Raw genomic sequence first — 13,141 nt, 5'->3', positions numbered from 1 at the left:
AACAACTATTTGCTAAACTTTCCTTTTTACAATTTTGATGTGAAACTATATAGATCTATGATCTTCTCATAAAATATGATCACATGTTAGATAATGCTATTTTCACGCTTCAAAAACATGGCTAGGCCAAAATTAAAACCTGAAAAACCCAAAAGGCGACCAATTTCTGATAAAGTTTTCAAAATTGGAGCATTGTTAGCTGGTGTTTATGTTCTCATAATGGTTGCACTTTTAGTTTTTCAACTAGTCGCTGAATCTTATCCTATTTGGGAAGAAGATGGATTATCATTTATTGCAAAAACAGATTGGAATGCAGTTGAAGGCCGTGAATCATTTGGAGCATTACCGTACATCATTGGAACATTGGTAACTGCAGGACTTGCTATGGCAATTGGTGTTCCACTAAGTTTAGGGATAGCAATGTTCATCTCAGACGCACCTGCAAAGATTGGCGGTCCATTAGGATTTCTTGTTGAGTTACTAGCTGCCGTACCAAGTGTAATTTACGGACTTTGGGGTCTTTTTGTTTTCAGAATTTATTTCAAGGATTGGGTTGAAAAACCCCTTCATGATGCATTTGGTGATTCTATTTGGTTATTTTCAGATACTCCATTCGGTCTTGACATACTTACTGCAAGTGTAATTTTGGCAATTATGATTATCCCTACTGTCTCTGCTGTATCTCGTGAAGTAATGAAAGCTGTACCTCAACAACAAAAAGAAGCAGCATACATGTTAGGTGCAACAAAATGGGAAATGTTCAAATTAGCTGTATTTCCTTATTCTAAAACTGGTTTAATTGGTGCATCTATTCTTGGTTTGGGTAGAGCCGTGGGTGAAACTATGGCAGTTACCATGTTAATTGGAAATGCAACTGGATTGAATGCAATTCCTGGTTCTTTGTTTGATTCAAGTCAAACAATGTCTAGCATTATTGCAAATGAATTCAATGAAGCTTCGTTGGGAACATTACATCTTCCAGCAATAATTGGTGTTGCGTTAGTATTGTTATTAATTGCAATTGCAATCAATGTTGTTGCTCACATTTTAGTTACAAGAATGCTAAAAGTAAAAGAGGGAGCAATAAATAATTGAGTACCACTACAGAACGTAGACAACAATATCGTGCACTCTTCAAACAAAATGTTGAAAAGAGATTGGTAGTTGATAAGGCTGTTCGTATTGTAGTTTTTGCATGTGTGATAATTGCAATAATTCCGTTAGGAAGTATTCTTGTTGAAGTTTTTAAAAATGGAATTTCTGCTATCAGTTATGAATTTTTAACAGAAACTCCTGGTGCAATTGGTACTGGTGAGGGTGGAATTGGTCCTGCCATACAAGGTACTCTGATAATTATTGGTCTCTCAAGTTTAATTGGAGTGCCGATTGGTGTAATGTCTGGAATCTATCTTTCTGAATATGGTGATAACAAACTTGCAAAAAGTATTCGATTTTTCAATGATGTCTTTATGGAGTTTCCGTCAATTGTTCTAGGTATTTTTGCATTCTTGATGATTGTATTGATTCTAGGTCATTTTTCAGTATGGGCTGGTGCTTTTGCATTATCTCTTATCATGTTCCCAATTGTGGCGCGTACTACTGAAGAATCATTGAAAATGGTTCCAGTCACATATCGTGAAGCAGGAACCGCTTTGGGACTGAAAAAATGGGTTATTACCTTTAGAATTGTAATTTCTGCTGCCAAAAATGGTATGATAACAGGAGTTTTACTCTCTGTTTCTAGAATTGGTGGCGAAACTGCTCCTTTGATCATGACTATTTTGGGTAGTAGTCAGTTCTTTAGTAGCATGGATGTTCCTATGGATGCTTTACCACTTAGAATTTGGAGATTGTCGTTGCTACCCTATGATAGTGCACAACTTCAAGGATGGGGATCAGCTCTTGTTTTGATTATAATCATTCTTGGCATTAATCTTGGTGTTCGCTACTTCTTTGCTAGCAGAAAAGGAAAGAATGCATTATTCGGACGATTAATTAAGAAAGGAGTTAAAGGATCAAATTGACAGCGTTGACAACAAAACCTGCAGATCTTGAAAAACAAATGACATCTGATCAACCAGATATTGTAGATTCTGACAAATTCAAAATGGTTGCAGAAAATGTTACTATTAGTTATGATGGAATTCAAGCTGTCAAAGATATTACAATGAAATTCAAAGAACGTTCTGTTACTGCATTAATTGGTCCATCTGGTTGTGGTAAAACTACCTTTTTGCGTTGTTTAAACAGAATGCATGATATGACAAAAAATGCTAAAGTTGAAGGGAAAGTTATGATTGATAATATTGACCTTTATGATAAATCCATAGATCCTATCTACCATAGAAGAAAAGTCGGGATGGTTTTCCAAAAACCTAATCCATTCCCAACAATGTCTATTTACGATAACGTCACAGCTGGTCTGAAATTAAATGGTGTTAGAGATAAAAAAATACTCAATGAAATTGTTGAAGATTCCCTAAAGATGGCATATCTTTGGGATGAAGTAAAACATGATTTGAAAAAATCTGCAATTGAATTATCTGGTGGTCAACAACAACGACTTTGTATTGCTCGTGCACTAGCAATTCAACCCGAGGTTCTACTCATGGATGAGCCTGCATCTGCACTTGATCCTATTGCAACTCAAAAAATTGAAGAAACTATAACAGAATTGAAAAAAGAATACACTATAATTATTGTTACCCACAACATGCAACAAGCAGTTAGAGTTTCTGATTATACTGGTTTCATGTATTTGGGCGATTTAATTGAATTTAGAGAAACAAAGAAACTGTTTACAGATCCTAAAAATGAACTTACTGCAAAATATGTTCAAGGTCAGTTTGGTTAAATGACTCGTCTAATTGATGCTTCTCTTCAGAAGTTATCTTACATAATGGCAGAAATGGGCGATATGGTCGTTGAATCAATTTCATTAGCTATCGATTCCTATGTAGATGGAACAAACACTAAAGACAAAGTTTTGAAACTCTCAGATGCAATAAGAGAGAAATACTTTGAAGTAGAAGATTTGACCTTTGATATGCTTCTAAAATATCAACCAGTAGCTGATGATTTCAGATTGATCCGTTCATCAACTGAAATATCTTATGCATTTTCAAGATTTGGACGATATGCTTATGATATCACTTTGGTACGAGACTTGTTTGGCGATGTATCCGAATGTACAAATGCATCGTTAATTGAATCTTCTAAAAAAGTAAAACACATGATCAAAGAAGCAGTCATGTCTTTTGCAGAACTTGATGTTAGAAAGGCAATCAAAATCCGTGAAGATGAAAAAGTTATTGATAGAATCTACAAAGAACGTCTTCCAAAACTAATTGAATCTGATAATACAAGATGTGCTTTGGCCGAAGCTCTTCTCTTGAGATATTTAGAAAGAATTGGAGACCATGCAGTTTTCATGAGTGATGCAATCAACTACATTGTTACAGGCAAGCACAGACCTAGTCCTGAGCGTATAGCTTCACACACAAAGCCAGAATAAATTACTCTTGGTTTTTATTCTAGCACAAAATTTCCGAATTATCAATGGAAATTCTTGAACTAATTCAGGCTAACTTACTTACTCCAATAATTCTATTCTTCTTGTTTGGAATTGTTGCAGCTAGAATAAAATCTGATTTGAAAATTCCTGAAGCAATTTCTGAATTCCTACCCATCTATCTTCTTGCTGCAATTGGATTACACGGAGGAATTGAAATGAGAAATACTGGTTTTGAGAATATGTTAATTCCAATGTTTGTTGCAATTGGTTTGTCATTACTGTTCACACTAAATCACTATCAGATTTTACGTAGACTTGGTAAATTCAATATCTTTGATTCTTATGCACTTGCATCAACTTATGGTGCAGTGGGCGCAGTTCATTTCTCAGTTGGTTTATCGTTTTTGAAAAACCAAGGAGTTTCTTCTGAGGGATACATTGCAGCAATTCTAGCAGTTTTGGAACCTATGGCATTCATCATGGCAATATTTTTGACAAATATGGCAGTCTCAAAACAGATTAAAGCAAAGAAGCAATCTTTGGGAGATGATGCTTCTGACTTGGAAATAGGGATTAATCAAACAAAGACAAAACTTTCCCAAGTATTACGTGAATCCATTACCGGAAAAGCCATTGTTATTCTTCTAGGAAGTATAGTAATTGGTTACATTATTGGCAAAGATGGTTTTGAACCAATCAAGATCGTTTTTGATGATATGTTTACTGGAGCAATAGTAATTTTCATGATTGAAATGGGAATTATTGCTGGTCAAAGACTTGATGATATCAAAAAGGTTGGCGTATTTCTTACTGCTTTTGCAATAATCATTCCTGTGTTTAATGGAACTATTGGTGTTGTAGTCGCAACTCTGCTTGGATTGAGCGTAGGTGGTGCAGTAATGTTTGGATTACTTATGGCTAGTGCTTCATTTATTGCAGCACCTGCAGTTTTGCGTTATGCAATTCCTCAAGCAAAACCAAGTTTGTACATTACTTCTGCATTGGGAATCACATTCCCATTTAACATCATTGTTACTTTGCCAATTCTATTTACATTATCTACATTCCTTCATTCTGGAGAAGGAACGATAGACTTATTCCAACATGTTACGGAGGTATTTCGATGAAACTATTCAATGTAAAACTGCTTACCATCACTTGTGAAATTTTAGCACAAAAAAATATCCTTGAAATTCTAGACAAACATGAGATTACAGGTTACACAACTTATGAAGTAGATGGAAACGGTGCTAGAGGAGTTCGTGGACAAGGTCTAAAAAACGAAAAAAATGTTAAAGTCGAAGTGATTATGCGTGAAGAAAAACTATCTGATATAGTTGAAGAAATCTCTAGAACTCTATTTGCAAACTTTGCTATTGTACTATATGTAACAGATGTTGGTGTAGTTAGACCAGAAAAATTTTAAAAATTATTTCTTTGACCACTTTCTCATCCAATCTAATAGATTGGTAATTGATTCAACGAGCTCTTGACCTTTATCAGTTAATTTGTATTCTACACGTGGAGGTACTTCTGCAAATGTTTGCCTCTCTAGAATTCCTTGAGATACAAGCTCTGATAATCTTGTTGATAATGTCTTGCTACTAATCCCTTTGAGTGATTCTTTGAATTGTTTGTGTCTTACAGGCTTTGTGGTACAACATAAAGGAAATAGAATTTCTAGTGTTGCTCTTTTTGTAATTAAATCTCTGATTACCGAAGTTTCTTTCAATAATTTTGAAGCATCATATCCTGTAAATTCACACTTGTTTTCAACAATCGGTAGTTTCTTCCCTTTAGTTTCCATAATTACACCTTATGCAATACTTTCTACTTTACAACTTTAATAGTTTACCTAGTAAACCGAGACATGGAAAATTCAATTAAAAACGATATTAAGAAAAAATACTCTGAGATAGCAGTTTCAGGGAATACTGATTGTTGTTGTATGCCCGGTGAATGTAACACTGGTGATTCTCCTATTGATGCAACAAGGTTGATAGGTTATGATCAAAAGGAACTTGACTCAATTCCTCAAGAAGCAATTTTGGGAGTTGGATGTGGAGCTCCAATTAACCACGCTGATCTAAAGGAAGGTGAAATTGTTGTTGATTTGGGTTCTGGAGCTGGAATTGATATTTTTTTGGCAGCAAAAAAAGTTATGGAATCAGGAAAAGCCATTGGGATTGATATGACAGATGAAATGCTCAAGAAAGCAAGAGAAAACGCAATAAAAGGAAGTTATTCAAATGTTGAATTCAAGAAAGGAGACATTGAAGAAAATATTCCATTACACCACGACTCTGTTGATGCTGTGATTAGTAATTGTGTCATAAATCTTACAACAAACAAAACAAATGCTTTCAAAGAAGTTTTTAGAATATTAAGAAAAAATGGAAGGATGGTGATTTCTGATTTAATTACTGATATGGAATTGTTACCAGGTGAAATTAATTCCGATCAATGGTGTGATTGCATTGATGGTGCAATGACTAAAGAAAATTATCTTTCATCCATCAAAGCAGCAGGATTTGAAAAAATCGAAGTATTGGACGAACGATCCTATATGGAAGGTGAAAAAATTAATGGAAGAAAAATTTCCAGTCTGGTCATAAAAGCAATAAAATAATCTGGTTTTGAAAATGAAAAAAATTCTTTTTGTATGTGTTGAAAATGCAGGACGAAGTCAAATGGCTGAAGGATTTTTGCGTCATTTTGCACCTGAAATGGAGGTTTTGAGCGCAGGAACACAACCAAAATCAGAACTTAATCCAAATGTAGTAAAAGTAATGCAAGAAATTGGAATTGATATCACAAAACAACAACCTAAAGAACTTACCAATGAAATGATTTCTCAATCCATTACTGTCAATATGGGATGTATGGACAAAGAATCATGTCCTGCATTATTTGTAAAAGATGTAATTGATTGGAATATATCAGATCCAAAAGGCAAAGATCTTGTACAAATTAGAGAAATTCGTGATGAAATAAAAAACCAAGTTACAAATTTAATAAAAAACTTAGAGAACAAATAATGACGTATTCTAATCTTCGAATTTTTACGGTTGAATTAATTGGTACTTTTATTCTTGTTATTTTTGCAACTGGTTCTATTGTATATGATGTAAAAATGTTCAATGGTGAATTGGGAATTCCGTTTGCAGCTGTTGCACCTTTTATTGCATTACTGATTGGGGTTTACTCATTTGGAAAAATTTCATTGGCTCACTTTAATCCTGCAGTAACAATTGGATATTACATTACAGGACATATTTCAAAAATTCAAATCGTATATTATTTTGCAGCTGAAATTATTGGCGCAATTTTAGCATCAATATTTGTACTAACTTTCATTGGTGACTTTGCAGATCTTGGTGCAAATGCACCAAATTTTGATCATTCAATATTTTTGATATTTCCAGTAGAAGTATTAGCTTCTGCGATGCTTATGGGGGTAATTTTTTACGTTGTTTACACAAAGGGATTGAAAGGATTTAGTGGTGTAGCTATCGGAGGAATTGTTGGATTGGATATTCTATTTTTAGCTACTATATCTGGAGCTTCGATGAATCCTGCAAGAGCATTGGCACCTGCGTTATTATCTGAAACATTTGAAAATCTTTGGTTATATTGGACTGCTCCTTTTGTAGGTACTACGATAGTTGCATTCTTGTTTAGAAAGAAATTCCAAGAACAAAGAATTTCCGAATCCTGAGAAATACTGTTTTTACGTAGATTACATGGTTTTACAAGATCTAATTACGTGGTTCTTTAGTTGTTCATAGTTGTAATTTCAACAAATGTTAACAAATTATGACCGCTCAGTAGCAGTTTCACGATTATGTATGGATATTTTGGCATCAAATGAACGAGTTTACTTTGTATCTTCCTTGAACAAAAATGGAAGAGTTACTGAGGCACAATTTAGAGATGATAGAATTATCTCAAAAATGTCCAAACAAGAATCTGAAATGTTGTTCATGCAGAGAACACTGCAGACATCCTTGGGAAAAGAGTTTGATGATCTCATAGGACCTTTAGACAGTATTACCTTACAAAGAGAAACTGTCTTTGAATTCTTATTTCCTTACTCTGATGGAATTTTGTTTGTAATTTCTGATTTGGAGATAATACCAAGTTATTTTACAAAAAAAATTTCTTTTATGCTACGAGATCATGATTGGAAATCAGTTAACACTATTTGTGAATAATGCCTGATGAAAGTTGTAGAAAGTGTGGAACTCGATTAAATGAATATGTCAAATGCAGAGATTGTAATACTGTATTTCAATTAATTTGTAATTCTTGTAATGAAAAAACTATTCCTAGATTTCACTGTTGTACCCTCTTAAATTTATGATATTACATATTTCTGAGAAATTCTTCGTAAAATCAGTAAATTATTTAGGATGTTTTTTTAGATCACAAAATGTATTATTATTTTATGCAAAAAACTAAATGTCAAAAATGTGGTAACCATGAAACTGAAATTTTAAGGCGTGGGAAATTTGGAAAAGATGTTTTATTTTGTCCTTACTGTGATGATATTTGCAACACATTAAGATAATTAATTTCTATATAGATTACGTCGATTTGGATGTTTACAGAAAATAATTACAATTTTGTTTTATGGAATTAGAATTATGCATAATCAATGGCTACTGCTTCCTTCCTTGAGCACGACGGTTCATCATTTTCCAAAATCTTACAATCCAAAGAAGTGGCAGACATCATTAAACAAGTTGTAAAAGAGTCAACCCTGGCTACTCGTAAACAGTGCAATGATAGGAAGAAAAACAATAACTTGTATGGCCATTTGTAATTTTGAGCATGAATTTGTGCCTGAGAAATGATGTTTTAGTAACTTCCTTTTCTATTACGAATAATAATAACATCTGAAATAATTCTGATGTTGTTAAAGTCAAAAAAATTATTTGATGATGCAAAAAAGGTTATTCCATCTGGAGTTAATAGTCCTGTTAGATATTTTGAGCCATACCCATTCTTTGTCAAAAAATCAAATGGTAGATACATTTGGGATGCTGATGACAGAAAACTGATTGACTTTTGCAATGGATATGGCGCATTACTATTAGGTCATAGAAGAAAAGAGATTATTTCATCTGTCTCAAAGCAACTTAAAGTTGGAACTCTGTATTGTGCCCCAACTGAAAATGAAACTGAACTCTCAAAATTGATTGTAAAGAATTATCCTTCAATTGACAAAGTTAGATTGGTAAATACTGGCGGAGAAGCAACAATGACTGCAATTCGTCTTGCAAGAGGTTACACAAAGAAAAACAAAATTATCAAATTTGAAGGATGTTATCATGGTGCCCATGATTCTGTTTTGGTTAAAGCCGGTTCTGGTTCTGCACACAATGGAATTTCTGTTTCCGAAGGTGGGCTAAAGGATGTATCAAAAAAAACACTGGTTGCACAATACAATAATTTTGAAGATATTGAAAATATCATTAAAAAAAATAATGACATTGCTGGAGTAATCATCGAACCAATCCTAGCCAACATGGGTCTGATTCTCCCTGAAAAAAATTTCTTAAAGCATGTAAGAAAGCTTACAAAACAAAACAATATTCCTCTAATTTTTGATGAAGTGGTTACTGGATTTAGAATATCTACTGGTGGCGCCCAAAAATATTTTGGAATTAAACCGGATATCACAACAATGGCAAAAGCCCTGAGCAATGGATTTGGAATTGCAGCAGTAGGGGGCAAAAAACAGATTATGGACCAATTATCTCCTGGAGGCAAAGTGTATCAAGCAAGCACTTTTGCAGGAAATCCTATTGCTGTTAGTGCTGCTCTAGCCTCAATAAAGACACTAAACAAACTTGAAAACAAACTATATTCAAAATTAGAGAAATATTGTGCACGCTTCTCAAAGGCAGTTGATGATCTTGCCACTGACTTTCATATTCCACATCAAATCAACTTTACATCTTCAATGATGCAAATTTTCTTTTCAGACAAACCTGTAACTAACTATGAGACTTCGGTAAATGCTGATGCAAAGAAATTCAAAAAACTCTTTTCTACTCTACTAAAAAACAAAGTCTTCATAGCTCCATCTCAATTTGAGGTGGTCTTTTTGTCTGATGCACATACTTCAACTGATTTGAACAAAACACTAGATGCATATCGTATTGCACTCAAAGCGGTGAAAAATTGAAGTATCTCGTAGGTGCTAGAGGGAGTCAATTATCTGTAGCCCAAACAAATTGGGTAATTTCAGAATTAAAAAAAGTAAATCCAGATGCAGAATTTGAAATAAAACCAATCACTACAAAAGGAGATACTGACAGCAGACCCTTATTCACAATTGATCAAAAAGGAATTTTTGAAAAAGAAGTTGATAGAGCAGTTGCCCAAAAGGAAGTTGATTTTGCAGTTCATAGTCTAAAAGATGTTCCATCAAAACTTGATTCTGGTTTAGTTTTGGCAAGTATCCCAAAGCGTGAAGTTGTAAATGATGTGTTTATTTCTCCAGATGGTTCTACTTTGGATTCTATTAAACCAAATTCTGTTATTGGAACTAGTTCGTTAAGACGTGCAGTTCAAATTTCACGAAAAAGACCTGATGTTACAGTCAAACCAATCAGAGGAAATATTGAGACTAGAATAAAGAAAGCATCAGGAGAAGATTTTGATGCTATTGTTCTTGCCAAAGCTGGAATCTCTAGATTAGATGTTGAGGTAAATCATACTATTCTTTCCACTGATGATTTTTCTCCTTCTCCTGGACAAGGAGCAATTGCAATTGTTGCTAGAGAAGGTGATTCATCAACAATTCAGATGCTCAAAAGTATTGAAGACGCTGATTCCAGATTAGAAATTGAGGCTGAACGTGCTTTATCTGACTATGTTGATTCAGGATGCAGATTTCCTATTGGTGCATACGCAAAATCAAATGGCTCTGAAATGACTTTGACTGTTACTGCTTTTTCAGTGGATGGAAAGCAATCTCTTCAAGTTACTACTAGAGGCTCCAAGAATGATCCTATCTCTATTGGTCATAATGCTGGAAAGGAATTACAAGAAAAAGGTGTTAAAGATCTTGCATTAAATTGGAGAGAAAAGGTAGAGGAGTGGAATAAAGCATGACTGGTAAAGTGTATCTCGTCGGTGCAGGTCCTGGAGATAGTAAACTAATCACAATGAGAGCTGTTGAATTAATTCAAAAAGCTGATGTTGTTTTGTATGATAGGCTAGTAAGTAAGAAAATAATTTCTATGATTCCAAAAAAAGCCAAAAAAGTTTACGTAGGTAGAGCAGTTGGAGATGACACTACTCACCAAAACACTACCAATGATTTGATGGTAGAATATGCAAAATCAAAAAAACATGTTGTGAGACTAAAGGGTGGAGATCCTATAATATTTGGGCGCGGTGGAGAAGAAGCAGAATTTCTCAAAGATCACAAAGTAAAATATGAAATTGTTCCTGGAATAACTTCTGGTATTGGTTCCGCTACTTATGCTGGCATTCCACTAACTCATAGAAAACATGCATCATCAGTAGTCTTTGTAACTGGTCATGAAGATCCTGAAAAGAAAAATGAAGTTGTAAAGTGGAAACGACTTGCAAAGTCAGTTGACACAATTGTAATTATGATGGGTTTGTCTAGACTAGATGTTATTTGCAAACAGCTTGTCGCAGGAGGTATGGATAAAAAAACTCCAGTTGCAGTAATTCAAAATGGTACTACTCCTAAACAAAAAATGATTAAAGGAAACGTTTCCAACATTGCAAAAAAAGTTAAAGAAAACAAAATTGTTCCTCCTACAAACATCATTATTGGAAACGTAGTGGATCTTTCTGATATTATTGGGTGGAAATAATGCTAGAGGGTAAAATAATTGCAATCACTCGTTCTAAAGATGATGCCTCTGAATTCATTGAACTAGCACAACAGAACAAAGCTACTCCTATGCCTTTGCCCACAATTGAACTAGTTAGCAAGGGTGAAAAAATTGTTGAGGAGTTTTTAGAATCTGTAAAGACATACAATCCTGATTATTCTGTTTTCATGAGCTCAAAAGCAGTAAAATTACTATTTGATACTGCAAAACAATCTGGAAAATTAGAGGAATTACAATTATCAATTGCAAACACTAGTGTGATGTCAGTTGGACCAAAAACCACTATTGCACTTGAAAATGAAGGAATTAAAGTAAACCACCAACCCGAAAACACATTTTCTTCAGTTGGAGTTGGTGAAGAATTTACTAAGATTAATGCTGTTGGGAAAAAAGTAATTGTTCCTCGTAGTGGTGCATCCACTCCTTTTCTTAAAGAATTACTAAACAAAATTGGAATTGATGTGATGGAAATTCATCTTTATGATGTCTGTGCATTTAGAGATACTTCTCAATGGAATGAATTTCGAGAACTATTTTCTCAAAACAAAGTGAATGGTGTTCTTTTTACTAGTGCATCCTCTGTAAGGGGATTTTTTGAGATAATGTCCAAAGACTATGAAAAAGAAAACCTTCTAGAAAATCTCTCTAAACTATCAGTGGTTTCAATAGGTCCCTTTACGTCTGATGAATTAAAAAAATTCAATGTCAAAAATACTGTCGCTGAAGTTCATACTGTGGCAGGCGCTTTTGATGCAATGAAAGAAACACTAACTGCATGATCAAATTCTAATACTCTAGAAATAATCTACGTTTATGGAATATGAAATTAAAAAGAAGATCCATATCACATGCCCTCATTGTGAAAAGGCAATAGAAACTGAAATTGAGATCGAATTAGAAATAGAAGAAAAAAAGAAGAAAGATAAGAAGAAAGAGAAGACTGACAAGAAAAAAGACAAGAATGATCAGAAAAAAGACAAAAAGAAATCAAAGAAAAAATCCAAAAAATAATCTAGCACAGAATAGTTTAGCTCTAGCTATTTAGCTGTGCCTATTTTTCCTCATGTATTTATAATATAACGGGGTTATTTTCCTCATGGCAACTGAAAATCTAGACATGGATTATTCAAAATATGATTTTAAAGATTCTACAGAAATGTATGTTCACCTTAGCAAGAAAGGCCTGACTAAGGATACAGTAATTGGCATCAGCAAAATGAAAGATGAACCACAATGGATGCTTGATTTTAGATTACGTTCATATGAAATTTTTATGAAAAAACCAATGCCAACTTGGGGTGGGGATCTTAGTGTTATTGATTTCCAAAATATTTACTATTATGCAAAAGCATCTGACAAAGCAGAAAAGAACTGGGATGATGTTCCTGAAGATGTCAAAAACACGTTTGACAAATTAGGAATTCCTGAAGCTGAAAAGAAATTCCTTGCAGGTGTTGGTGCACAATATGAATCCGAAGTTGTATATCATAGCCTGAGAGAAGATTTACAAAAACAAGGTGTTCTATTTTTGGATACTGACTCTGCATTAAAAGAGCATCCAGAAATTTTCAAGAAATACTTTGGTAAAGTAATTCCTCCTGAGGACAACAAATTTGCAGCACTTAACAGTGCAGTATGGAGTGGCGGTTCTTTCATCTATGTTCCACCTGGTGTCAAAGTTGACATGCCATTACAAGCATACTTTAGAATTAACGCAGAAAACATTGGTCAGTTCGAAAGAACA

The 13,141-nt window shown here is 34.0% G+C and carries 16 protein-coding genes and 1 pseudogene; 16 read left to right on the top strand and 1 reads right to left on the bottom strand.

Annotated elements, in window-relative coordinates:
- Positions 1–117 precede the first annotated feature (117 nt).
- From pstC to Q0941_RS09480, 6 genes are all read left to right on the top strand, one after another.
- Complete coding sequence (gene pstC, locus Q0941_RS09505) at positions 118–1,095, top strand: phosphate ABC transporter permease subunit PstC (protein ID WP_299293487.1); 978 nt, start codon at positions 118–120, stop codon at positions 1,093–1,095.
- Positions 1,092–2,024, top strand: coding sequence for a phosphate ABC transporter permease PstA (gene pstA / locus Q0941_RS09500; protein ID WP_299293485.1), 933 nt, complete (start codon positions 1,092–1,094; stop codon positions 2,022–2,024). Before pstC ends, pstA begins: the two co-directional genes overlap by 4 nt.
- A gap of 83 nt (positions 2,025–2,107) precedes the next feature.
- The gene (pstB, locus tag Q0941_RS09495; RefSeq protein WP_367277491.1) at positions 2,108–2,854 is read left to right on the top strand and encodes a phosphate ABC transporter ATP-binding protein PstB; all 747 of its coding nucleotides are present in this window, start codon (positions 2,108–2,110) and stop codon (positions 2,852–2,854) included.
- Positions 2,855–3,514: a PhoU domain-containing protein gene (locus Q0941_RS09490; protein WP_299293479.1), complete on the top strand. Its 660-nt coding sequence runs from the start codon at positions 2,855–2,857 to the stop codon at positions 3,512–3,514.
- A gap of 44 nt (positions 3,515–3,558) precedes the next feature.
- Positions 3,559–4,641 (top strand): sodium-dependent bicarbonate transport family permease, encoded by a 1,083-nt coding sequence (locus tag Q0941_RS09485; protein ID WP_299293476.1) that lies wholly within the window; start codon positions 3,559–3,561, stop codon positions 4,639–4,641.
- Positions 4,638–4,940 carry a hypothetical protein gene (locus Q0941_RS09480; protein ID WP_299293473.1) on the top strand — a complete coding sequence of 101 codons (303 nt, stop codon included), beginning with the start codon at positions 4,638–4,640 and terminating at the stop codon, positions 4,938–4,940. The genes Q0941_RS09485 and Q0941_RS09480 overlap by 4 nt, the downstream gene beginning before the upstream one ends.
- A 3-nt stretch (positions 4,941–4,943) precedes the next feature.
- On the opposite strand, the gene Q0941_RS09475 is transcribed toward Q0941_RS09480, so the two are convergent.
- The gene (locus tag Q0941_RS09475) at positions 4,944–5,321 is read right to left on the bottom strand and encodes a helix-turn-helix domain-containing protein (protein ID WP_299293470.1); all 378 of its coding nucleotides are present in this window, start codon (positions 5,319–5,321) and stop codon (positions 4,944–4,946) included.
- 63 nt (positions 5,322–5,384) lie between these two features.
- On the opposite strand from Q0941_RS09475, the gene arsM reads away from it, so the two are divergent.
- The 10 genes and pseudogenes from arsM to Q0941_RS09425 form a co-directional block, all read left to right on the top strand.
- Entirely contained in the window at positions 5,385–6,143 is a 759-nt protein-coding gene (gene arsM / locus Q0941_RS09470; protein ID WP_299293467.1) for an arsenite methyltransferase, read from the top strand.
- Positions 6,144–6,156: 13 nt separating this feature from the next.
- Positions 6,157–6,552 carry an arsenate reductase ArsC gene (locus Q0941_RS09465; RefSeq protein ID WP_299293464.1) on the top strand — a complete coding sequence of 132 codons (396 nt, stop codon included), beginning with the start codon at positions 6,157–6,159 and terminating at the stop codon, positions 6,550–6,552.
- Positions 6,552–7,232 (top strand): MIP/aquaporin family protein, encoded by a 681-nt coding sequence (locus Q0941_RS09460; RefSeq protein ID WP_299293461.1) that lies wholly within the window; start codon positions 6,552–6,554, stop codon positions 7,230–7,232. Before Q0941_RS09465 ends, Q0941_RS09460 begins: the two co-directional genes overlap by 1 nt.
- Before the next feature lie 85 nt (positions 7,233–7,317).
- A complete protein-coding gene (locus Q0941_RS09455) occupies positions 7,318–7,728 on the top strand; it encodes a hypothetical protein (RefSeq protein WP_299293459.1) in 411 nt (136 codons plus the stop codon).
- Positions 7,729–8,426: 698 nt separating this feature from the next.
- On the top strand, positions 8,427–9,707 hold the full coding sequence (hemL, locus tag Q0941_RS09450) for a glutamate-1-semialdehyde 2,1-aminomutase (RefSeq protein ID WP_299293456.1): 1,281 nt from the start codon (positions 8,427–8,429) through the stop codon (positions 9,705–9,707).
- A complete protein-coding gene (gene hemC / locus Q0941_RS09445; protein ID WP_299293453.1) occupies positions 9,704–10,639 on the top strand; it encodes a hydroxymethylbilane synthase in 936 nt (311 codons plus the stop codon). The genes hemL and hemC overlap by 4 nt, the downstream gene beginning before the upstream one ends.
- Positions 10,636–11,376: a uroporphyrinogen-III C-methyltransferase gene (gene cobA, locus Q0941_RS09440; protein ID WP_299293450.1), complete on the top strand. Its 741-nt coding sequence runs from the start codon at positions 10,636–10,638 to the stop codon at positions 11,374–11,376. The genes hemC and cobA overlap by 4 nt, the downstream gene beginning before the upstream one ends.
- The gene (locus Q0941_RS09435; RefSeq protein ID WP_299293447.1) at positions 11,376–12,176 is read left to right on the top strand and encodes a uroporphyrinogen-III synthase; all 801 of its coding nucleotides are present in this window, start codon (positions 11,376–11,378) and stop codon (positions 12,174–12,176) included. Before cobA ends, Q0941_RS09435 begins: the two co-directional genes overlap by 1 nt.
- A gap of 34 nt (positions 12,177–12,210) precedes the next feature.
- The gene (locus tag Q0941_RS09430; RefSeq protein WP_299293444.1) at positions 12,211–12,408 is read left to right on the top strand and encodes a hypothetical protein; all 198 of its coding nucleotides are present in this window, start codon (positions 12,211–12,213) and stop codon (positions 12,406–12,408) included.
- Positions 12,409–12,493: 85 nt separating this feature from the next.
- A pseudogene (locus Q0941_RS09425) lies at positions 12,494–13,141 on the top strand (Fe-S cluster assembly protein SufB); the annotation flags it as partial.

The organism is Candidatus Nitrosopumilus sp., from assembly GCF_028278985.1.
GTDB lineage: Archaea > Thermoproteota > Nitrososphaeria > Nitrososphaerales > Nitrosopumilaceae > Nitrosopumilus.
Note: the sequence above shows the minus strand (reverse complement) of the source record. Positions and strands in the feature narration are given on the sequence as shown.

Bases quoted from the DNA above. Each gene is read 5' to 3' on its own strand.
- pstC (WP_299293487.1), top strand. From the start codon at position 118: ATGGCTAGGCCAAAATTAAAACCTGAAAAACCCAAAAGGCGACCAATT.
- pstB (WP_367277491.1), top strand. From the start codon at position 2,108: ATGGTTGCAGAAAATGTTACTATTAGTTATGATGGAATTCAAGCTGTC.
- Q0941_RS09490 (WP_299293479.1), top strand. From the start codon at position 2,855: ATGACTCGTCTAATTGATGCTTCTCTTCAGAAGTTATCTTACATAATG.
- Q0941_RS09485 (WP_299293476.1), top strand. From the start codon at position 3,559: ATGGAAATTCTTGAACTAATTCAGGCTAACTTACTTACTCCAATAATT.
- Q0941_RS09480 (WP_299293473.1), top strand. From the start codon at position 4,638: ATGAAACTATTCAATGTAAAACTGCTTACCATCACTTGTGAAATTTTA.
- Q0941_RS09475 (WP_299293470.1), bottom strand. From the start codon at position 5,321: ATGGAAACTAAAGGGAAGAAACTACCGATTGTTGAAAACAAGTGTGAA.
- arsM (WP_299293467.1), top strand. From the start codon at position 5,385: ATGGAAAATTCAATTAAAAACGATATTAAGAAAAAATACTCTGAGATA.
- Q0941_RS09465 (WP_299293464.1), top strand. From the start codon at position 6,157: ATGAAAAAAATTCTTTTTGTATGTGTTGAAAATGCAGGACGAAGTCAA.
- Q0941_RS09460 (WP_299293461.1), top strand. From the start codon at position 6,552: ATGACGTATTCTAATCTTCGAATTTTTACGGTTGAATTAATTGGTACT.
- Q0941_RS09455 (WP_299293459.1), top strand. From the start codon at position 7,318: ATGTTAACAAATTATGACCGCTCAGTAGCAGTTTCACGATTATGTATG.
- hemL (WP_299293456.1), top strand. From the start codon at position 8,427: ATGTTGTTAAAGTCAAAAAAATTATTTGATGATGCAAAAAAGGTTATT.
- cobA (WP_299293450.1), top strand. From the start codon at position 10,636: ATGACTGGTAAAGTGTATCTCGTCGGTGCAGGTCCTGGAGATAGTAAA.
- Q0941_RS09435 (WP_299293447.1), top strand. From the start codon at position 11,376: ATGCTAGAGGGTAAAATAATTGCAATCACTCGTTCTAAAGATGATGCC.
- Q0941_RS09430 (WP_299293444.1), top strand. From the start codon at position 12,211: ATGGAATATGAAATTAAAAAGAAGATCCATATCACATGCCCTCATTGT.